The organism is Sphingobacterium haloxyli (assembly GCF_002980525.1).
Classification (GTDB): Bacteria; Bacteroidota; Bacteroidia; order Sphingobacteriales; family Sphingobacteriaceae; genus Sphingobacterium; species Sphingobacterium haloxyli.
Genome location: NZ_PVBQ01000008.1, coordinates 117,692 through 138,627, shown reverse-complemented (window position 1 = coordinate 138,627; position 20,936 = coordinate 117,692). Strand labels below are relative to the sequence as shown.

The following is a 20,936-nucleotide window of genomic DNA, read 5'->3' as shown; positions in this document are numbered from 1 at the left end:
TTTCGGGATTTATCTGTCATAAGGGTGGGCAAAAAATAGACGCGGGTGCCTTTCACGTATGGTTGGCACCCGCGACCGTTTTAAGGGAGGTGGTCAGTATCCTCTTCGGCATCCGAAGAAACTTCCAACAACGATGTATTGGCTGCCTGACTATCCAGTACAATAAATTGGTGCACGCGGATATCCGTAACTTCTCTTTTGATATTATTGACATCGATGTAGTCACGATATAACAGCGAGCCTTGCACCAATAAGCGGGTACCCTTTTTCCCTCTTCTTTCTAGTTTCTCCGCGAGTTTTCCCCAAAATACCAAACTATGCCAATAGGTGGTTTCTACCCACTCTCCTTGACTGTTTTTGGAATACTCGTTTGTGGCCAAACGCACGTTGGAAACTTTGGTCCCGTTTGTCGTTGTTTTCATCTCTACATCGGCTCCCAAGCGTCCGATAAGCTGTACTGCATTGATTAATGTACTCATAATATTGAAATTTTAGTTGTAAATCCACTTTAGATATTTTACATTTATAGTGTCAATGGTATTCGCTGTTGACAATTCAAAGTTGCGAAAGCTGGTTTATACTAGCCGGTAGTTAACCAATTATAAGCGTTTATAAACGTTTATAAGCGTTTACAAACGTTTGTACAATAAAAGAATTATGTAAAATATGGAAAAACGTATGTGTTTGACTTGTGGCGAGCCTGTCGTTGGGCGGTCGGATAAACGCTTTTGCCATGACGCCTGTCGGAATGCTTACAACAATAGACGAAATAGTCTTCCGAACAGTTTTGTGCGAAAAATTAACGACACATTGAAGCGTAACCGGCAAGTTCTCGGTAAGATACTAGGCAAAGAAAAGATGCAAAAAGTCTCTCGTGAAAAACTTCTTTCTAAAGGATTCGATTTTGATTTCTTTACCAATCAATTTAGTAATGCCAAAGGGCAGGTGTATTTTTTTGTCTATGAATATGGTTATCTAGCATTGGATGAAGAGCTGGTTTTAGTGGTCCGGCAACAAAAATTCGAAAAAGTGTAATTTTTAAAGGGTGATCTGTCGAAGCTAGTTTCATACACGCAAAATATGTAGAGAATTATTTTGGATGGTTGAATTTTCTTGCTATATTAGCAGTTCATAATTCAGTCCGCTAGAGCATGGCGGCAAGTTATAATTGGTTAGTGAGACCTCTATCCGCCCGGATGGAGGTCTTCTTTTTGTTTGCTAAAGCTATAAATTAAAAATAAAAAATCCTGAAGCGGGGAGCCTCAGGATTTTACCAAACCAATTATTAACCTAAATTATGAAATTATACTCTTATAACGTTGAACAATACAAACTATTATTTATCACAGATCCTTTAACATTTTTTAACATTCGTGTGGCGTATTATTTTATTCAAACGATAGGTTTATCTTAGAAAAACCTAGTCCTTCAAGCAAAGGCCTGAACACATGAATCGCGTTATTTTTTGTCTGTCGTAAAATATCCGAATTTCGTACCTCTTTATAAATTTCCCTCTCAGCACTTTTGAAAGCCTCATCCACCAAGGTTGCCTCACGGAAGAAAGCCATTTTTGTGTCATATACTTTCGAAGCCTCGTGATCTATTTTAACATAACAGATCTCCGGGGCGGGCAACCTGATAGACACGGAGTCACGAATAACTTCGATATCGTGAGAGGCGAGCTTTGTCAGGTCTATACAGCCGACCGCGTCAGCTTTAACGATCAGAAGGACACTTGCATCCGGCAGATACGCCGTAACATTTTTATGTTCCAATACGTCGCTGAACCGATATTTTACCAACTCCAGCTTACCCATAGCTTCGATACGCTCAATGAGCAGTTGATGTTTGCTTTCTGATGTCGGGCCACCGCCGTACCGTACAACTAAAAACCAGCCAACGATAACGAGTATGCTAATAAACAGTAGAATTTTCAAAAATTTCTTCATGATCTATCTTCGTCAAATTATATTCCAAACAAAATACGCAAAATGTTTTGTTTCAAACAACGTGATTCCATCCGTTTATTTTATAATTTTGTTGAGAAGAGAAAGGGATTTTGATGTATATAATTTTTGATACCGAAACTACAGGTTTACCGAAGCGTTGGGATGCGCCCATCACCGATACGGACAATTGGCCGCGGTGTATACAGATAGCATGGCAGTTGCATGATGAAAGGGGGAGTCTTATTGAGCATCAGGATTATCTGATTAAACCCGATGGTTTTAATATCCCTTACGATTCCGAAAAAATTCATGGTATATCCACGGAGTTAGCTGAAAAAGAAGGTGTTCCGCTGGTTGACGTATTGACCAAATTTAACGCGGCGTTAGCGAAGGCAAAGTTTGTTGTTGGACAGAATGTCGGTTTTGATATCAATATTATGGGAAGCGAGTTTTATCGTTATGCGGTCAACTCTCCCTTAGCTAGTATGCCGGTGTTGGACACCTGTACAGAGGTCACTGCAGAATTGTTGAAACTTCCGGGGGGCCGAGGCGGGCGCTACAAACTCCCGAACCTTACCGAGCTTCATAACTACCTATTCGGCGTTCCTTTCGCTGAAGCACACAATGCAACGGCCGATGTGGAGGCAACGACGCGTTGTTTTTTTGAACTCGTTAGACAGGAGGTATTTACTCCGGAAGAACTACAGGTAGATACGGGGTATTTTGTTGAATTTAAACAATATAATCCCGATCCCATTACGCCGTTTGGGTTAAAACATATCAACTTAAAAGCCGCATCGGAAGCTATTCGCGCCGCCCAAAAAACAGATGAGCCTACAACTGTTATTGACGAGGAGCTTAAGAAAGCGCTGGACCAGGCGGAGTTTGCCCATCTACATAATCACTCGCAGTTTTCTGTATTACAATCGACCATTTCTATCCCAGCTTTGGTAAACGCTGCTGCGAAGGATAATATGCCAGCAGTGGCCCTTACGGACAACGGTAATATGATGGGGGCCTTTCACTTCGTGAATACGGTGCTCGGATATAATAAAGAAATCGAAGCGAAAAATGCAGAGGCGTTAGAACGAGGAGAGGTACCAGTTGGTAGGACGATTAAACCAATCGTGGGCTGCGAGTTTTATGTGTGCGAAGACCGAACAGATAAATCAAGGAAAGATAACGGCTATCAAATTGTCGTTTTAGCAAAGAATCTAAAAGGCTATCATAACTTAGCAAAGATGGCGTCGATTGCCTATACGGAAGGCTTCTATTATGTCCCGCGTATAGACCGATCGGTCATTGAACAATATAAAGAGGATCTGATGGTGCTTTCGGGTAATCTCTATGGAGAGATACCGAGCAAAGTGCTGAATATAGGTGAAGCACAGGCAGAAGAGGCTCTACTTTGGTGGAAACAACAGTTTGGAGGCGATTTCTATATCGAACTGATGCGACATGGACAAGAAGATGAAGACAGGGTGAACCAAACGCTTATTGAACTTGCCCGGAAACACGATGTCAAGCTGATCGCGACAAATAACACCTATTATGTCAGCAAAGACAATGCACACGCCCATGATATTCTACTATGTGTGAAAGACGGAGAAAAATTGTCAACGCCAAAGGGTAGAGGGCGCGGTTTCCGATTCGGGCTGCCTAATCAGGAATACTATTTTAAGTCTGCAGCGGAAATGAAGCAGGCGTTTGCAGACGTACCCGAGGCCATCATCAACATACAGGAAGTCTTAGATAAGATTGAAGTTTATTCTTTGCATAGAGATGTCCTTTTACCAAAATTTGTTATTCCAGAGAAGTTTCAGCACGTTGAGGACGACTTGGATGGTGGTAAGCGAGGTGAAAATGCCTATTTGCGTCATTTGACATACGAAGGCGCGAAAGAGCGTTATGGAGAGATTACCGACAGTATTCGCGATCGTCTTGATTTCGAGCTGGAAACCATTGAAAGAACAGGATACCCGGGTTATTTTCTTATTGTACATGATTTTATTGATGCTGCCCGAAAAATGGGCGTTTCTGTGGGGCCAGGTCGTGGTTCAGCAGCGGGTTCCGCTGTTGCCTATTGTTTGAAAATAACCAATTTAGATCCGATCGAATACGATTTGCTTTTCGAGCGTTTCCTGAATCCAGACCGCGTTTCCATGCCCGATATTGATATCGACTTTGATGATGAAGGCCGAAGCCGGGTGATGCAATATGTTATTGATAAGTATGGCGCATCCCAGGTCGCTCAGATCATCACATATGGTACCATGGCAGCAAAGTCTTCTATTCGGGACACCGCACGCGTGCTTGATTTACCGTTGCAAGATGCTAACGAGATTGCAAAACTCATACCCAACCTCAAGTTGAATAAAATTTTCTCGATGGATGAGAAGGCGATGAAAGAGGTGTTGCGCTCGGAGGAATTGGAAGCGGTCAATCGTTTAAAATCGTTGGCTGACGGTGCAGGGTTAGAAGCAGAAACCATTAAGCAGGCACGTGTTCTAGAAGGGTCTATGCGAAATACGGGAATCCATGCTTGCGGGGTAATCATTACACCGGATGATATCACCAAATTTGTACCAGTATCGTTGGCAAAAGATTCCGACCTGTATGTCACCCAATTTGATAACTCTGTAGTAGAGAGCGCCGGTCTATTGAAGATGGACTTCTTGGGGCTAAAGACGCTTACGTTGATTAAGGATACCGTTGCCAACGTGAAATTACGTCATGGTGTTGAACTCGATCCCGATAAATTCCCCATTGACGATTTATTGACGTACGAGCTATTTCAACGTGGAGAAACGGTAGGCGTGTTTCAATACGAGTCTCCGGGGATGCAGAAGTACATGAAAGAATTGAAGCCGACAGTATTTGCCGACTTGATTGCCATGAATGCATTATATCGCCCGGGACCGATGGAATACATTCCGTCATTCGTCAAACGAAAACATGGAATAGAGCCCATTACCTATGATTTGGAAGCCTGTGAGGAATACTTGAAAGAAACATACGGTATCACCGTATATCAAGAGCAGGTGATGCTTTTGTCGCAAAAACTAGCTGGCTTTTCTAAGGGTGATGCCGATGTTTTGCGTAAGGCGATGGGTAAGAAGCAACGGGCGGTGTTGGATAAAATGAAGCCTAAGTTTGTCGAACAAGCGGCTGCAAATGGGCATAATCCGAAGGTATTGGAAAAAATCTGGACAGACTGGGAAGCCTTCGCGTCTTATGCTTTCAATAAGTCGCATTCTACCTGTTACGCTTGGGTGGCTTATCAAACGGCTTATCTCAAAGCGCACTATCCGGCAGAATATATGGCAGCAGTGTTGTCCAACAACATGAATGATATTAAAACGGTGACATTCTTCATGGAGGAATGCCGACGAATGGGGCTTCAAGTACTAGGTCCCGATGTGAACGAATCGTATTATAAATTTACGGTGAACGACCAAGGCGCGATTCGTTTCGGAATGGGAGCGGTGAAAGGGGTGGGAGCCGGAGCGGTGGATACTATCGTTCAAACCCGTGAAAAAGATGGTAAATACAAATCCGTATTTGACCTCGCCAAACGTGTGGATTTGCGTGCGGCAAATAAGAAGGCTTTCGAGAGCTTAGCGTATGCTGGAGGGTTTGATAGTTTTACCAATACCCATAGAGCACAGTATTTCCATGTCGACGGTGACAGCTCGACGGGTTTAGAGAAAGCCATCAAATACGGCCACCGGGTAAAAGAAAACGAAAACTCGGCGCAAGCCAGTCTCTTTGGTGGATCGGCGGCAACAGAACTGCCTGAACCGGTATTGGCGCCTTGCCCAGCTTGGGGGCTTATCGAGAAACTCAAATATGAAAAAGACGTTATCGGGATCTACTTGACCAGCCATCCATTGGATAATTATAAGTTTGAAATAAAACATTTTTGCCATAATAGGGTGATAGACCTCCAATTGATAAACAAGGTCAAAGCAAGTGAAGTAGAGGACGAAGTATTGTTGGAGTTTAATCGGATTAAAAACAAGGAAGTAGTTGTTGGTGGCATTATTGCGGCAGCGAACCATAGAGTAGCGAAGTCCGGTAAGCCGTTTGGCTCATTTATTATAGAGGACTATAGCGATTCATTTGAGATTATGGTGTTTGGAGAAGATTACGTCAAGTTCCGAGGATATCTGCAAGAAGGTTTCTTTGTGCAGATAAGGGGATTGGTACAAGAACGTTTTAGGCAGGCCGGTAATTGGGGTTTTGAATTAAAGAATATGCAGCTGCTTTCCGATTTAAGGGACAAAATGGCCAAGTCATTTACCATACAATGTCCCCTTCATCTTTTGAATGACCAGTTTGTGCAGCAAATGCATACCTTAGTTGAATCAACAAAAGTAGAAGGCACGGAATGTAATTGCCAGCTGAAATTTAAAATTTTGGATATGCAGGACGAGCTAGCTATCGAGATGCCTGCCAAATCGTTGAAAATAAATCTTACAAACGACTTTTTAGACGGTTTAGAGAAATTCGAAGGGGTAAACTATAGATTAAATTGATAGCCTATAAAAATTTTTGTGAAGAGCAAATGACGATTATCTTTCGTCAAATTTCTATCTTTGCTTAATTACTTAGAGAAATCAAAAAATTAAATATTATGGCATTAGAAATTACAGACAGCAATTTTGAAGAGCTTGTTCTTAAATCAGATAAACCTGTTTTAATCGATTTTTGGGCAGAATGGTGTGGCCCTTGTCGTATGGTTGGCCCCATAGTAGATGAAATCGCCTCAGAGTATGACGGACAAGCTGTAGTCGGAAAAGTAAATGTCGATAACAACCCCGACATTTCCGTGAAGTATGGTATTCGCAATATCCCTGCTTTATTATTCTTCAAAAACGGTGAAATTGTCGACAAGCAGATCGGGGCTGTGCCGAAATCTGTTTTAGTAGAGAAATTGAGCAAACAGCTCTAAGTTCAAACAAGACTAATGAAAATAAAGCCGGTTTTTTCGAAGACCGGCTTTTTCTATTTCAGCAAAAAACAGAATTATTGTATATTCGTTTTTCTCAATCAAACAGCGCTACACCATGAGTAATAAGACAAAACTATCGCAGGAACAAACAGACAAGTTTCTTGACGCCTTGAAAACACGATTTGAAGAAAACAGAAACCGCCATCCTGATTTGGATTGGGCAAAGATACAGGAAAAACTCGTTGCAAGTCCAAAAAAGCTATGGTCGCTGTATCAAATGGAAGAAACGGGCGGCGAACCAGATGTAATAGATTACAAGAAAGAAGCGGACGAATATGTTTTTTGTGATTGCGTTGCCGAGAGTCCAAAAGGGCGGCGGAGTGTTTGCTACGATCAAGAAGCATTGGAATCCAGAAAAGAACACAAACCCAAACATAGCGCCGTTGGGATGGCTGCTGAGATGGGTATCGATCTTTTAACAGAGGAACAGTACCGCGCACTGCAGACACTTGGAAAGTTTGACGCGAAAACTTCCAGTTGGGTATTGACACCACCCGCCATCCGAGAAAAAGGTGGTGCTATTTTCGGAGATTGGCGATACGGTCAGGTATTTATTTACCATAACGGCGCAGAATCTTATTATGCTGCACGCGGTTTTCGAGGTATATTAACCCTTTAAGAGCTGTCAATAAACCGCTAGAAAGGTGTTATTTTAGTCTAACACGTAACACCTTTCCAGTATTCGTTATATACAGTGTTTTCTCATCAGAAGACAAAGCTACATTGGAAGCAGCCTCATCCAATGCTATTTTACCAAGTACGTTGGACGTGCTGTCGAATATCCACACGCCACCTGGTCCACTTGCATATACAATTCCATTGCTGGCAATCTTTAATCCATCTGGCAATCCAGGTAAACCATCACGTTCATTGGTAGCGCTGTAAAATAATTTTGGCGTTACAACAGTATCAGCCAAATCCAATATATACCAATCGGCCGCACTCGGATCGGAATTACCAATCAATAGCTTTTGTTCGCCCGGGAAGAAGGCAATACCATTGGGTTTGCTAATCTTATCGGTCAGTAATATGATTTCACCACCTTGTTTTACTTTATATACGCCGTTAAAAGCGATTTCCTTTTCGGGGTCATCATCACGCTGTGTGGGCAATCCATAAGGCGGGTCTGTGAAAAATAACACACCTTCCTTATTGTACACCGCATCATTGGGACTACTCAACCGTTTACCATTATATGTATCTGCCAATGTCTGGAAAGCAACTTGGGGTTGCCGCAATGGAGCGTTCATCCGGGCAAGTTGCCGGTTACCATGTTGGCACAACACCAGGTTTCCGAAATCATCTAATAATAACCCATTGCTGCCCGGCTCCTTACGTCGATTAGGATTATCACCCGTATCACCGCTAGGTTTTAAATAAACTTCGCTTCCATTTTCAGCTGTCCACTTGTAAATCGTATTGGCGGGCACGTCCGAGAACAACAACATTCGCTCACTTTCTACCCATAATGGTCCTTCGCTCCATTCAAAGCCCTCGGCGATGATTTCTGCCCTTGCAGAGCTGTCGATAATAGTATCTAAGGCAGGGTTATAGCGTATTATGCTACCGGTTGTATCGTACGTCATTTGTTTATACTGTTGAGGGTTATTAAAGACAAATATAGTCATCAAAATAGAAGAAATAAATAGAAGCTTCATAAAGGGGCGTTTTATCAACTGTTCGCGTATCCATATCGTTCGACTGTCTAAATTACATTTTTTCTTTCGATAACTGTCATCCTGTCCTAAAAAAGACAAATGGAATGCTCCTTGATATGATTGTAATTGATTTTTTATAGACAAAAACTAAGTAATATATGCAAGAAAAAGGTAGTATTTCGATCCACACCGAGAATATTTTTCCGGTGATTAAGAAGTTTCTTTATTCCGATAATGAAATCTTTTTACGCGAGTTGGTCTCCAACGCCGTTGATGCTTCTCAAAAAATAAAGAGATTATCCTCTTTAGGGCAGTTTCAAGGTGAGCTGGGTGATCTGACCATCGACGTGAAATTCGACGAAAACGCCAAAACGATTACCATCTCCGATCGTGGTATTGGTATGACAGCGGAGGAGATCAAGAAATACATTAACCAAATAGCATTTTCGGGTGCTACAGAGTTTATGGAGAAATTTAAAGAGGCGAACGATGCTAACGAGATCATCGGTCGTTTCGGTCTCGGGTTCTATTCCGCTTTTATGGTAGCGGACAAAGTCGAAATTCAGTCGTTATCTCATCAAGAGGGAGCTGCTCCAGCACACTGGACGTGTGACGGAAGTACCTCTTACGAAATAAGCGAGGGCACCCGCACAGAACGCGGTACCGACGTGATTCTCCATATCAATGAAGAATCACAAGAGTTTTTGAATGAAGGTCGTCTGAGCGAGATTTTGAATAAATATGCGCGTTTCTTACCCGTTCCTGTACGGTTTGGAACAAAAACAGAATCACAGCCCGATGGGGAAGACGAAGAAGGCAAGCCAAAATATAAATCGGTAGAAGTTGATAATATTATTAATAATACAACACCGGCATGGACGAAGGCACCATCCGAACTAAAAGATGAAGATTATTTGGCATTTTATCGTGAGTTGTATCCCTATTCAATGGACGAACCTCTGTTCTGGATACATCTCAATGTCGATTATCCGTTTAACTTAACGGGTATTCTGTATTTCCCCAAAATAAAGAACGAAATGGATATCCAGCGGAATAAAATTCAATTATATTCTCGCCAGGTATTCATTACAGACGAGGTGAAGGACATTGTACCGGAATTTCTAATGTTGCTACAAGGTGTTATCGACTCGCCGGATATCCCATTGAACGTATCCCGTTCTTTCCTGCAGGCGGACAGCAACGTGAAGAAGATTAACAATTATATCACGAAGAAAGTTGCCGATAAGTTGAATGAGATATTCAAGGCTGATCGTAAAAACTTTGAACAAAAATGGAACGATATAGCGCTCTTTATCAAATATGGTATGCTGAGCGATGAAAAGTTTGCGGAAAAAGCGAACGATTTCTGCCTGCTGTCGAATGTAGATGGAGAAACCTTCACCCTGAAAGAATACTACGAAAAAGTAAAAGATATTCAAGTGGACAAAGATGGTAATATTGTATACTTGTACACCAATGATCCTTCGCAACAAGACGGTTTCATCGCGTCCTTGAAAGAGAAAGGTTATGATGTATTGGCTTTGGATGGCCAACTTGACAATCATTTCGTGGGTTATTTGGAACAAAAAAGCGGCGAAAAAATTCAGGCAAAACGTGTAGATGCAGATGTCGCGGACAAATTGATCCAGAAAGAGGAAACACAGACTTTATCTTTATCCGAAGAAGAATCAAAGAAAGCATCGGAAATCTTTGAGAAAGCGATTTCCAGAGCTGATATGAAAGTGGAAGTCGATGCGCTACACGCGGATGGCCTACCGGTTTCTGTTACGGAGGATGAGTTTATGCGCCGGATGAAAGATATGGCGAAAACAGGCGGTGGAATGGGCTTCTACGGCACATTACCGGATAACTATAAGGTAACTGTCAATGGAAATCATCCGTTGATAAAACGAATTTTAGAGAGCTCCGAAGAGGAGGGAACACAACTGGCGAAACAGGCTTTTGATTTGGCCTTGTTATCTCGTGGTCTGTTAAAAGGTGCAGATTTAACTTCCTTTATCAAACGTAGCGTCGGAATGATTTAATAAAATATGGGTTGACCGGCGGTCAACCCATTATTATTTCAACTTATCCTTTTTGTATGCCGTTGGCGTAATACCAAATTGTTTTTTGAAAGCCGCTGCGAAATAGGCTGCTGAGGAGAAACCTACTTTTTCAGCCACCTCGTTGATATGCAATCCTTCCAATAAAAGATGTTTAGATTTGGCTAAACGACGTTGGAGAAGATATTCGTTTACACTACTGTTCAATAGCCCCTTGGTTTTGCGATACAATTGTACACGCGAGATATTCAGCGCATGTGCTATATCTTCTACGCTGAGTGATTTTTCCCCGATATGTTCCTCAATCACCATATCTAAACTTTGCATAAACCGCTTATCCTGTACAGTATGTTGTTTTATATCCGTTGCCGTTTCGCTCAGCTCTAAAATGCTGGTATAATGATCCTTCAGCTGTCGTCGGGAGGTAATGAGGTTGGTTATTACTGCTTTTAGATGTTCGACATTAAAGGGTTTGGTAAGGTAGGCATCCGCCATTAAGCGCATTCCCTCGATTTTACTCTCTTCGGTATCCAGTGCACTTAGCAATAGCACCGGGGTTTTATTAAACCGCGGACTATTCTTGATCATTTTTAACAGTTCTAAACCACTTCCATCGGGCAACATAATGTCACTCACAATCAAATCGGGATAACTTTTCTCCATTTTTGCAATTGCGTCCACATAGCTTTTGGCGAACAGCAAATTGTATTCTTTTTCAAGAATATCCTTCAAGAATAGACGAATATCCGGATGGTCGTCAACAACCAGAATATTAGCCGCTTTACTGGAATAAAAAGAAACGGTTTCCTCCGTTAGCTCCTCTATGTTTATGATGTACTCCTCACGTTCCATTTGTCGCGTGGAAGTATTGTCCGACAATCCTTTCTTTTCGTCTTCTGATAAATGTAGATGACCCGTTGGCAAACGTAACGTGAACGACGAACCGATTCCTTCTTTGCTACTGACGGTCACTTGCCCGTGATGCAGTTCGACAATCTCCTTTACATAAGCCAATCCAATACCTGAACCAGAAAGATGTTGCTCGCCTTGATAAAAATTATCAAAGATGTAATCTATGTCCGTAACCGATATACCACTTCCGTTATCGACTACCCGGATGTATAAATAGTCCCCAAAGGTGTTTTCTTCGACGACGACGCTTATTTTTCCGCCCTTTTCAGTAAATTTAAAGGCATTTGATAATAGGTTGGAAAACGCTTGCTCCATTAGGTATTCATCAATCCAGATTTCTTTGACAGGCGTTTTGCTGCTATAGCTTAACGATATACGTTTTTTTTGTGACAGCGGTTTAAAACTAGCCAATACCTGTTGGATAAAAGCGTCAATCTGTACCGGAGCAGCCTGCAGCTTTCTTTTTGCCTTGTCAATACGGTGAATGTCAATCAGATCGATAACGAGGTTTTGAAGTTTCTTTGCATTCCGTTTTATACGTGCCAGTTGGTCTACGCCTTCAGAAGACAAGTTTTTTTCTTTTTCCAATTCTTCCATAGGGGCAAGAATAAGCGTAAGCGGTGTTTTAAACTCGTGAGAGACGTTGGTGAAGAACTTGCTTTGTGCTTCAGAAGTAGCTTGTATCTGTTCATTCATCTCCACAATCTGTTGCTGTTGTGAAAGTATCTCTTCGTTTTGTTTTTCGAGATGCTTGTTTTTTTCCCAATTACTTTTGATAACGATAATCGAGATCCCCCCAAACACCACTGCTAATACCAAGCTTGCTATCAAGACATTCAATGTCGTCTGTTGGTTTCGGTATATTGTATTCTGTTCAACAATAAGCTCTTGCCTTTTGTCTATATCCTCTTGTTGTTCCTGTATTTTGTTAGATTGCAGCATCATGAGCTCTGCGTTATCCTGATTGATGACGACGGTTCCTAGTATATTATCCCGTTTATAGGGTTTACGTTGCAAAATCGCCATCGCTGTACGAATAGCTTCCGTACCACCAGTGGGGTAGAGCATCGAAGCGAATAATGTTCCTTTAACAATTTCCGATAATCCATTGCCTTCGCCGGGAAGGGCGTCAATACCGATAATTCTTTTCTTGTTTTCACCCGCTTCTTGAAGCGCCTGACTGACACCAAAAGCCATCTGATCATTAAAAGCCAGAATAATATCTTGCTCAAGAAGTTGTTCAATATGCTGCTTAGCTTGGGTATAGGCGTTATGTCTTTCCCAATCACTTTGAACTTCAACACCCAACCGAACCATGCCTGCACTATCTAATGCATTAAGTAATCCTCTCTTCCGTTCGATGGATGCCGATGTACCTTTCAGTCCGGTGATGATACCTACTTGTCCTTCCCCCCCGAGCGCATGTACAATAAACTGTCCGGCTAGTTTGCCAATCGCGAGGTTGTCCGCCCCAACATACGCGTTGTATAAACCGGAGGAAGTTTTGCGGTCGGTAACAATCACAGGGATATTTCTTCGAAAAACAGAATCGACAATAGGCGTCAATGGTTCGGCTTCATTGGGAGAAACAATGAGCAGATCGATGTCCTGTTCGAGCAGTGCTTTGATTTGCTGTATCTGCATTTGATTATCTCCGCCAGCATCGCGGTAGATAAATTCGATATCCGGATAAAAAGAAAGTTCCCTTTTCATCTCATCCAACATGGTTTCCCGCCAAGCGTCGTCACCGATACATTGTGAAAAAGCGATAGTGAACTGCGTATTATTTCCATTCGGCTGACAGGCGTGACAGCCGAGAAGCGTCACGAAAGCAAAAAGAAGATAAAACTTTGACATCCCCGTGTTTTTGAATTTTCTTGACAATATACGTGAAATTGTTTTTTCTTAACAAAAAGAACAAATCTTAGTGTTTAAAATACACTCTTTGTTGATCGTTTAGATAGGTAACATAATCTAAAGAAACGGTAGAAAATTCATAGCCTTAAATATTCTTGTGAATTTTAATCTATTGATATATAGCGACTTGAAAACAGATCGCTATTGATACAAATTTGATATAATTAAGTTGACCATTATTTAAACAAAGATGAAGTCCATGTTAATTTTGGATTAATCAGTTGTAAATAAAGTAACATGAACAAAAACACAGTTTTAGCCTGGTCATTCGTAGTGGCCTTAGGCGGATTTCTATTTGGCTTTGATACGGCCGTAATTTCCGGTGCAGAAAAAGCCGTTCAGCTATTCTGGTCGCTCAGCGAATTTCAACACGGGTTGACCATGGCGATAGCCTTAATAGGTACCGTTGCTGGCGCGGCGATGGGCGCTTATCCATCCGATAAATTAGGGCGTAAAACAACCTTGTTTTTGGTAGCTGCACTCTATTTCTTTTCGGCTATTGGCACCGCATTGGCACAAGATTGGAATACGTTCATCCTTTTCCGCTTTTTGGGTGGTATTGGTGTAGGTGTGTCGTCCGTAACGGCACCTATCTATATATCGGAGATTTCACCCGCAAGATCACGTGGCAAGCTGGTAGGATTATTTCAGTTTAACGTCGTTTTAGGGATTTTGATTGCTTACTTGTCGAATTATTTTATCGGGCAAACGGGAGAAGAATCTTGGCGTTGGATGCTCGGTGTACAGGCACTTCCCTCGCTTATTTTCTTTATCTTGATTTTCTTCGTACCGGAGAGCCCACGTTGGTTATTGTTGCACCGCGGAAAAAAAGTGGAAGCGACGGCTATTATGCAGAAAGTAAGTGGCGAGCAGGCCGATAACGATATTGAATTGATACTACGAAGTCAGCAAAAGAACCAAGGTAAGGGAGAAAGCCGTTTGTTCTCGAAAGCCAACCGCTTCCCCGTGATACTGGCGATTCTGTTTGCGGTATTTAATCAGGTATCGGGTATTAATGCCATTATTTATTACGCACCTCGCGTTTTTGAAATGGCAGGATTGGGCGCGCAAAGTTCATTGTTGTCTACCGTTGGAATCGGATTAGTCAATTTTATTTTCACGCTACTAGCAATCAATTTTATCGATAAGGTTGGACGACGTAAGTTGATGTTTATCGGCTCTATTGGAATGGTTGCGGCCCTATCGATGGTATCGTATGCTTTTTTCTCCGGTGTTATAGAGGGCTTGGCAGTAACCATCTATCTCATGTTATTTATTGCCTTTTTTGCTTTTTCACAAGGCGCGGTAATTTGGGTGTTTATATCCGAAATTTTCCCGAACGATGTCCGAGCCAAAGGACAGACATTGGGAAGCTTAACCCATTGGGTCATGGCGGCGATCATTACGTTCTGTTTTCCTGCACTTACCGAATTACTAGGAGGAGGTTATACGTTCTTGATTTTTGCCGGATGCATGGTACTCCAGTTTTTATACGTATGGAAGCTGATGCCGGAAACCAAAGGAAAATCGCTCGAAGATATGAGCAATACCATGCCATTTCATTAGTAATAAACTGCAAGCATAAATGAAAAACGAAAGATTAAATATCAACGGTATTTGTTTCGGCGAAGTGCTTTGGGATAACTTGCCTACCGGACGAAAGCTAGGCGGTGCGCCGCTCAATGTAGCTTATCATTTAAATAAGCTAGGTATCCATACGCATATGCTTACACGTGTAGGTGATGATGCAGACGGAGAGGATATTATAGCGCTATGTGCCGAATTAGCTATTCCCCTAACGCTTTTCCAAAAAGATAGCACCTATCCAACATCGACAGTAGAAGTCCATATCGATGAAAACAGAGATGTGCGTTATGAAATCGTATTTCCTGTTGCCTGGGATTACATTGCGCTAGGAGAAAAAGAAATAGAAGCCGTACGACAAGCTGATTTTTTCGTGTTCGGTAGCTTATCGACACGTAATGATATCAGTTATCAAACGCTTCAAACCTTAATAAAAGTAGCGAATTACAAAGTGTTGGATGTGAACTTACGCGCGCCGCATTATACAAGAGAACGCATCTTTGAATTACTCTATTATGCTGATTTGGTGAAGATGAACGAGGAGGAACTGGGTTTTGTAGCGACATGGTTGGGATTACCAGATACGGATACTGACGCCAAAAAAGCAGAAGCCATTATGACTACCTTTAGCATTAATGAGCTTATCGTAACCTATGGGGCAAAGGGGGCTATCTACCATTCCTGGTTGGGAAAATTCTCCTACCATTTTCCCGCATTAAGAGTCGAAGTGAAAGATACTATTGGTAGTGGTGATTCTTTTTTGGCCGCCTTTCTAACGCAGCGCTGCCGCCAGGATAAACAGGTAACACCGGAAGAAATGTTGGAGTTTGCTACAACATTAAGTGCCTTCGTGACGCAGAGTACAGGAGCATGTCCAAGTTACGATGCGCCTACGATCAATAGGTTCGTATGGTTGAATTCTTTAGACAATACCAAATATTAAACACACAATAAACTTAAATATTTTATTCATTAACAAGCAACCGATTATATGTTTACAAAAAAGAGAGCAATCCTGCTTTTGTACTTGGTTCTTTTTTCTGTTACCAGCTTTGCACAGCAGGTAACACTTCAAGGAAGGGTGACAGACAGCAGCACAGAAGTGCCCATAGTGGGTGCATCTTTAGTGGTCAGGGGAACGCAGCAGGCAACACAAACGAATGAAAAAGGAGAATTTACGTTGTTGCTAACCGGTAGTAACGTTTCTCTGGAAGTTTCCTATGTGGGATACGAATCGCAAACCATAGCCACAGGAGCCGCAAGATTTATGGAAATTCGTCTGATCAGTATTGAACAGGGATTGGAAGAAGTGGTGGTTACGGGTTATCAAACTGAGCGCAAGAAAGATTTGACCGGAGCGGTTTCCGTCGTGAATGTGACGGAAATGATGAAAGCGCCCGAAAACAATCCTATTAAAGCTTTACAAGGACGTGTTCCGGGGATGACCGTAACAGCAGATGGTAATCCCAGTGGCGCCGCTACGGTACGCATGCGTGGAATTAGCTCCTTAAATAGTAGTCAAGACCCTTTATACGTTATTGACGGCGTACCTACCCAGGGAGGAATGCATGAGTTGAATTCGAACGATATTGAGAGTATACAAGTATTGAAGGATGCCTCTTCTGCGAGCATCTACGGTTCACGGGCAGCAAATGGCGTTATTATTATCACGACCAAGCGAGGAAAATCGGGTGATCCGAAGCTCACTTTTGATGCTTTCGCGACAAGCACCTTTTTCAATAACCGTATGGAGGTACTCAATGCACAGGAATACGGACAAGCGATGTGGCAGGCCATGATGAACAGCGGAGCCAATCCGAATAGTAATAACATCGGTTATCAGTTTGATTGGAGTAACAGTGCCGACGGTCAGCCGCAGTTGGATCATATTTATGTATCTAAATTTCTGGACAGCAGACAGACGATGCGTGCCTCTGATACCGATTGGTTCGATGAGGTGTCTAAACCGGGGTTGATTCAATCGTATAATGCTTCATTTAGTTCAGCAACCGACAAAAGCAGTTCATTTTTCTCGTTGGGGTATTTTCATAATAACGGAACGCTGAAGCATACGAATTTTAAACGCATATCGGCTCGTTTGAATACCGACTATAAGTTTTTTGATGGGAAACTGGTCGTAGGAGAAAACTTCACGGTGAATAATACGGGAGAAGTTCAGGTGCCGGGGGACGTACTGGATCTTTCATTAAAAGCGTTGCCCGTTATTCCGTTGCATACCGTGGATGGTATCGGTTGGGGAGGCCCTTCTCAAGGGATGAATGACCGACATAATCCTATGCGATTGCTTTACGACAATCGGAATAACGCCTACAATTATTGGCGGCTTTTCGGAAATGTCTATGCAAATTTAGAGATTATCAAGGACTTGCATGTAAGAACCAGTTATGGTGTTGACTATGGCAACTTTTATAAACGTCACATGGAAGTTTCCTATCAATCCGGTTTTTTGAACAATAATAGAACGGGCGTCAACATGGAACAAAGCCATGGGATGAAATGGACTTGGTCAAATACCGCGAATTATAGAAAAACAATAGAGAAGCATGTTTTCGATATATTAGGTGGTATGGAGATGAATAGGCAACGGGACATATCCTTTAATGCATATACCGCCGGAGAAGGCGCTTTCGTTATTGAAACACCGGAATATATGTGGCCAGGCGTCAGTACCGGAACAGCTGCAGTAGGTGGCGGTTCGACAGGTTTTTCTTTGCTTTCTTATTTCGGAAAAGTAAACTACGTATTTGATGATCGTTACCTAGCTTCTTTTACTGTTAGACACGACGGGTCTTCACGCTTCGGAAAAAATAACCGTTTTGCAACCTTCCCTGCGGTAACAGCAGGTTGGCGTATTTCAGAAGAGCGTTTTATGGAAAGCACTAAAAGCTTTATTTCTGACTTAAAGCTACGGGTAGGTTGGGGTCAGACCGGAAATCAAGGTATCGATAACTTAGCGACCTATGCACTCTTTGTACCGGAATATGGTGTCGCCGACCCGACCTGGGATATCGTAAATGGAACAGCTTATGACTTGGCAGGAAACGGATCGGGGATTTTACCATCGGGATACCGTAAGATCCAGACCCAAAACGATGATTTGAAATGGGAGACAACCACACAAACCAATATCGGTCTTGATTTTTCACTTTTCGGGCAGAACCTGTTCGGCTCGATTGATTGGTACGTGAAAGCCACCAAGGATATGTTGATTAATCCGGCTTATATTGGTGTGGTGGGTGAAGGCGGGTATCGTTGGGCAAACGGTGCTTCCATGGAGAACAAAGGTATTGATGTGACGACTGGTTATCGTAATAAGACGGCTTTTGGCCTGGACTATGAATTAACGGGGGTTATTTCTGCTTATAAAAATAAGATAACGCATTTGCCGGAAGCGGTGGAAAACTCGTATGGTGGCCGTCAAGGCGATAACATTATTGGCCGTCCATTGGGTTCGTTCTACGGATTCGTAACAGATGGTATTTTTCAAAACCAAGATGAAGTGAATGCACATGTTAACCAGACAGGTAAAGGTATCGGACGTTTACGTTATGTGAATGTGTATGATACGGACAACGAAATTACCGATCTTGACCGCACCTGGATAGGGAATCCACATCCTGATTTTTCGTACAGCTTGAATGCAACGCTTAAATATAAAGGGTTTGATCTCTCTGCTTATTTTCAAGGTGTACAAGGTATTGATGTAGAAAACTGGTTAAAAAAACAGACCGATTTCTGGAGTGTGGACGATGTCAATTCAAATAAGGGAAGGCGCTTGTTGAATGCCTGGACACCGCAAAACAGCAGTTCCGATATTCCTGCCTTGCAAACGACCAATAACAACGACGAAGGCCGTCTTTCTACATACTATATAGAAAATGGCTCGTATTTAAAATTACGCAATTTGTCTTTTGGGTATACGCTTCCCACTGACATGGTTTCGCGATTGCGCATGAGTCGTCTACGCTTCTATGTGACCGGACAAAATTTGTTCACGGTAAAATCAAAAGCATTTACAGGGGTAGATCCTGAAAACGTGGGATGGGGTTACCCTATTCCAACCACCTGGACGGCAGGATTGAATGTTATATTTTAATCATTTAGAAGACAAACGTTAATCATTATTACACCATGAAAAGAGCACTTAATAAAATAGTTACGATGATGTTGGCCACCGGTTTGTTAACAGGTTGTGCCGATTTCCTGGACGAAACACCCAATGGGGTGCTTAGTTCAGATCAGGTAAATGACGTGGATAGGCTGCTTACGGCGACCTACTCGGCTTTGGGAAACGATCACTACGATGTACCTTTTAGCTTATGGCCTTACGGTACTGTCCGCTCAGATGACGCCTATAAAGGCGGCTCTGGTCCGCAGGATATACAGGTTTTTCATTTCTTGGAAGTATCCAATAATATCATGACCAATTTTGGCGAGGTGGATCGTCTATGGTTTCAATGTTACCTTTCCATCTCCCGTGCGAATACGACAATCCGTACGATACACGAAGCTGGTGACTTTGAGGGTAAAGAAGTAAAACTAGCAGAAGCCCGTTTTTTGCGGGGGCATTTTTACTTTATGCTTAAAATCCTGTTCAAATATGTACCCTATATAGACGAAAATACACCGATCGATAGCTATGAAACAGTGTCCAATCGGGAACTGTCGAACGATGAGCTTTGGCAGAAAATCGTTGATGACTTTCAATATGCTGTAGATCATTTACCTCCGACACAAACGGAGATCGGGAGGGCTAATCAGACGGCTGCTGCTGCATACCTAGCAAAAGCTTATTTGTATAAAGCATATAGGCAAGGTGATCCGGAGCGAAATACCGTCACAGGAATTGATGCGGCAGACTTGGAAAAAGTACTGCAAAACACGCAAATTGTGTTGTCTTCGGACTACAGCCTGGAAGCTGATTTTGCCTTCAATTTTTTGCCCGATAGTTATGAAAATGGTAAAGAAGCTATATTTTCCGTACAATATTCGAAGGACGATGGAACGAAATTCGGACGGGTAAACCTGTCGGATGTCCTTTCGGTACCGATGGGGTTAGGTTGTTGTGATTTTAAAAAACCAAGCCAGAGTTTGGTCAACGCTTTCCGCACAACGGGCAATGGGTTACCAATAGAAAATTACAATACATTGGATAACTATAGTAACACAGAAAAATACGATCCAAGACTTTTCCATACGGTAGCCATCCCGGGTTTACCTTATAAATACAATACAGACCGTTTGTATGAAGAAAGTTGGAATCGTAACCCGGCAGATTATTCTGTATACGCTTCGTTAAAAGAAAATGTAGACCCCGACTGCGATTGTTTTGTACCGATGGTTCCTTTCTATGCCAATACCAAAAATCGGATTCTGATTCGTTTCGCTGATGTCTTATTGATGCGGGCTGAGGCACTTATCGAACTACATCGTCCTCAAGAAGCTTTGCCTTTAATCAATGAGATACGCGCCCGTGCAAAAAGTAGCATGCAGTTCACAGGTTACACCAGCGACAAGACACTTATTGAAACTTATAGAGACGGTGTGAATATTAACTGGAGTGAATCAGTCGCCCGGGAAGCACTACGATGGGAGAGACGGCTGGAATTGGCTATGGAAAACGAACGTTTTTTTGATTTGGTGCGTTGGGGCGTAGCCGAGCAGACTATGAACGCTTATTACAATGCGGAACGGTCGCGCCGATCGTATTATGCTTCTGCACAGTTTGCAGCGAATAAGCACGAGTACCTGCCTATTCCCGAAGCACAGATTAGGTTAAGTAAGTATCTGTACCAACAGAATCCTGGATATTAAAAAG

At 42.4% G+C, this 20,936-nt stretch carries 13 protein-coding genes; 9 read left to right on the top strand and 4 right to left on the bottom strand.

Features of this window, described 5'->3' with window-relative positions; all coding sequences use genetic code 11:
* Positions 1–80 precede the first annotated feature (80 nt).
* Entirely contained in the window at positions 81–479 is a 399-nt protein-coding gene (locus C5745_RS12005) for a single-stranded DNA-binding protein (RefSeq protein ID WP_105717250.1), read from the bottom strand.
* A 187-nt stretch (positions 480–666) separates the two neighbouring features.
* Here C5745_RS12005 and C5745_RS12000 point away from each other — a divergent pair, with 187 nt between their 5' ends.
* Positions 667–1,035: a hypothetical protein gene (locus C5745_RS12000; RefSeq protein WP_105717249.1), complete on the top strand. Its 369-nt coding sequence runs from the start codon at positions 667–669 to the stop codon at positions 1,033–1,035.
* Between the two features lie 353 nt (positions 1,036–1,388).
* On the opposite strand, the gene C5745_RS11995 is transcribed toward C5745_RS12000, so the two are convergent.
* A complete protein-coding gene (locus C5745_RS11995; RefSeq protein ID WP_105717248.1) occupies positions 1,389–1,949 on the bottom strand; it encodes a DUF4230 domain-containing protein in 561 nt (186 codons plus the stop codon).
* Positions 1,950–2,062: 113 nt separating this feature from the next.
* Between C5745_RS11995 and dnaE the strand changes: the two genes are divergently transcribed.
* From dnaE to C5745_RS11980, 3 genes are all read left to right on the top strand, one after another.
* The gene (gene dnaE, locus C5745_RS11990) at positions 2,063–6,487 is read left to right on the top strand and encodes a DNA polymerase III subunit alpha (RefSeq protein ID WP_105717247.1); all 4,425 of its coding nucleotides are present in this window, start codon (positions 2,063–2,065) and stop codon (positions 6,485–6,487) included.
* Positions 6,488–6,585: 98 nt separating this feature from the next.
* Positions 6,586–6,903 carry a thioredoxin gene (gene trxA, locus C5745_RS11985; RefSeq protein WP_105717246.1) on the top strand — a complete coding sequence of 106 codons (318 nt, stop codon included), beginning with the start codon at positions 6,586–6,588 and terminating at the stop codon, positions 6,901–6,903.
* A gap of 115 nt (positions 6,904–7,018) precedes the next feature.
* A complete protein-coding gene (locus C5745_RS11980) occupies positions 7,019–7,582 on the top strand; it encodes a DUF4256 domain-containing protein (protein WP_105717245.1) in 564 nt (187 codons plus the stop codon).
* 28 nt (positions 7,583–7,610) lie between these two features.
* Here the strand turns inward: C5745_RS11980 and C5745_RS11975 are convergent, their stop codons facing one another.
* Positions 7,611–8,621: an SMP-30/gluconolactonase/LRE family protein gene (locus C5745_RS11975; RefSeq protein WP_207795791.1), complete on the bottom strand. Its 1,011-nt coding sequence runs from the start codon at positions 8,619–8,621 to the stop codon at positions 7,611–7,613.
* 158 nt (positions 8,622–8,779) lie between these two features.
* On the opposite strand from C5745_RS11975, the gene htpG reads away from it, so the two are divergent.
* Positions 8,780–10,666 (top strand): molecular chaperone HtpG, encoded by a 1,887-nt coding sequence (htpG, locus tag C5745_RS11970; protein ID WP_105717244.1) that lies wholly within the window; start codon positions 8,780–8,782, stop codon positions 10,664–10,666.
* Between the two features lie 33 nt (positions 10,667–10,699).
* Here htpG and C5745_RS11965 read toward each other — a convergent pair whose 3' ends face one another.
* On the bottom strand, positions 10,700–13,453 hold the full coding sequence (locus tag C5745_RS11965; RefSeq protein WP_105717243.1) for a substrate-binding domain-containing protein: 2,754 nt from the start codon (positions 13,451–13,453) through the stop codon (positions 10,700–10,702).
* Positions 13,454–13,750: 297 nt separating this feature from the next.
* On the opposite strand from C5745_RS11965, the gene C5745_RS11960 reads away from it, so the two are divergent.
* The 4 genes from C5745_RS11960 to C5745_RS11945 are packed head-to-tail and all read left to right on the top strand — an operon-like array spanning position 13,751 to position 20,932.
* On the top strand, positions 13,751–15,079 hold the full coding sequence (locus C5745_RS11960; protein ID WP_105717242.1) for a sugar porter family MFS transporter: 1,329 nt from the start codon (positions 13,751–13,753) through the stop codon (positions 15,077–15,079).
* A 19-nt stretch (positions 15,080–15,098) separates the two neighbouring features.
* On the top strand, positions 15,099–16,040 hold the full coding sequence (locus C5745_RS11955; RefSeq protein WP_105717241.1) for a carbohydrate kinase family protein: 942 nt from the start codon (positions 15,099–15,101) through the stop codon (positions 16,038–16,040).
* Between the two features lie 48 nt (positions 16,041–16,088).
* A complete protein-coding gene (locus C5745_RS11950; protein WP_105717240.1) occupies positions 16,089–19,214 on the top strand; it encodes a SusC/RagA family TonB-linked outer membrane protein in 3,126 nt (1,041 codons plus the stop codon).
* Positions 19,215–19,249: 35 nt separating this feature from the next.
* Positions 19,250–20,932, top strand: a complete 1,683-nt coding sequence (locus C5745_RS11945; RefSeq protein WP_105717239.1) for a RagB/SusD family nutrient uptake outer membrane protein — start codon at positions 19,250–19,252, stop codon at positions 20,930–20,932.
* The last annotated feature ends 4 nt before the right edge of the window (positions 20,933–20,936 follow it).

Bases quoted from the DNA above. Each gene is read 5' to 3' on its own strand.
- C5745_RS12005 (WP_105717250.1), bottom strand. From the start codon at position 479: ATGAGTACATTAATCAATGCAGTACAGCTTATCGGACGCTTGGGAGCC.
- C5745_RS12000 (WP_105717249.1), top strand. From the start codon at position 667: ATGGAAAAACGTATGTGTTTGACTTGTGGCGAGCCTGTCGTTGGGCGG.
- C5745_RS11995 (WP_105717248.1), bottom strand. From the start codon at position 1,949: ATGAAGAAATTTTTGAAAATTCTACTGTTTATTAGCATACTCGTTATC.
- dnaE (WP_105717247.1), top strand. From the start codon at position 2,063: ATGTATATAATTTTTGATACCGAAACTACAGGTTTACCGAAGCGTTGG.
- trxA (WP_105717246.1), top strand. From the start codon at position 6,586: ATGGCATTAGAAATTACAGACAGCAATTTTGAAGAGCTTGTTCTTAAA.
- C5745_RS11980 (WP_105717245.1), top strand. From the start codon at position 7,019: ATGAGTAATAAGACAAAACTATCGCAGGAACAAACAGACAAGTTTCTT.
- C5745_RS11975 (WP_207795791.1), bottom strand. From the start codon at position 8,621: ATGAAGCTTCTATTTATTTCTTCTATTTTGATGACTATATTTGTCTTT.
- htpG (WP_105717244.1), top strand. From the start codon at position 8,780: ATGCAAGAAAAAGGTAGTATTTCGATCCACACCGAGAATATTTTTCCG.
- C5745_RS11965 (WP_105717243.1), bottom strand. From the start codon at position 13,453: ATGTCAAAGTTTTATCTTCTTTTTGCTTTCGTGACGCTTCTCGGCTGT.
- C5745_RS11960 (WP_105717242.1), top strand. From the start codon at position 13,751: ATGAACAAAAACACAGTTTTAGCCTGGTCATTCGTAGTGGCCTTAGGC.
- C5745_RS11955 (WP_105717241.1), top strand. From the start codon at position 15,099: ATGAAAAACGAAAGATTAAATATCAACGGTATTTGTTTCGGCGAAGTG.
- C5745_RS11950 (WP_105717240.1), top strand. From the start codon at position 16,089: ATGTTTACAAAAAAGAGAGCAATCCTGCTTTTGTACTTGGTTCTTTTT.
- C5745_RS11945 (WP_105717239.1), top strand. From the start codon at position 19,250: ATGAAAAGAGCACTTAATAAAATAGTTACGATGATGTTGGCCACCGGT.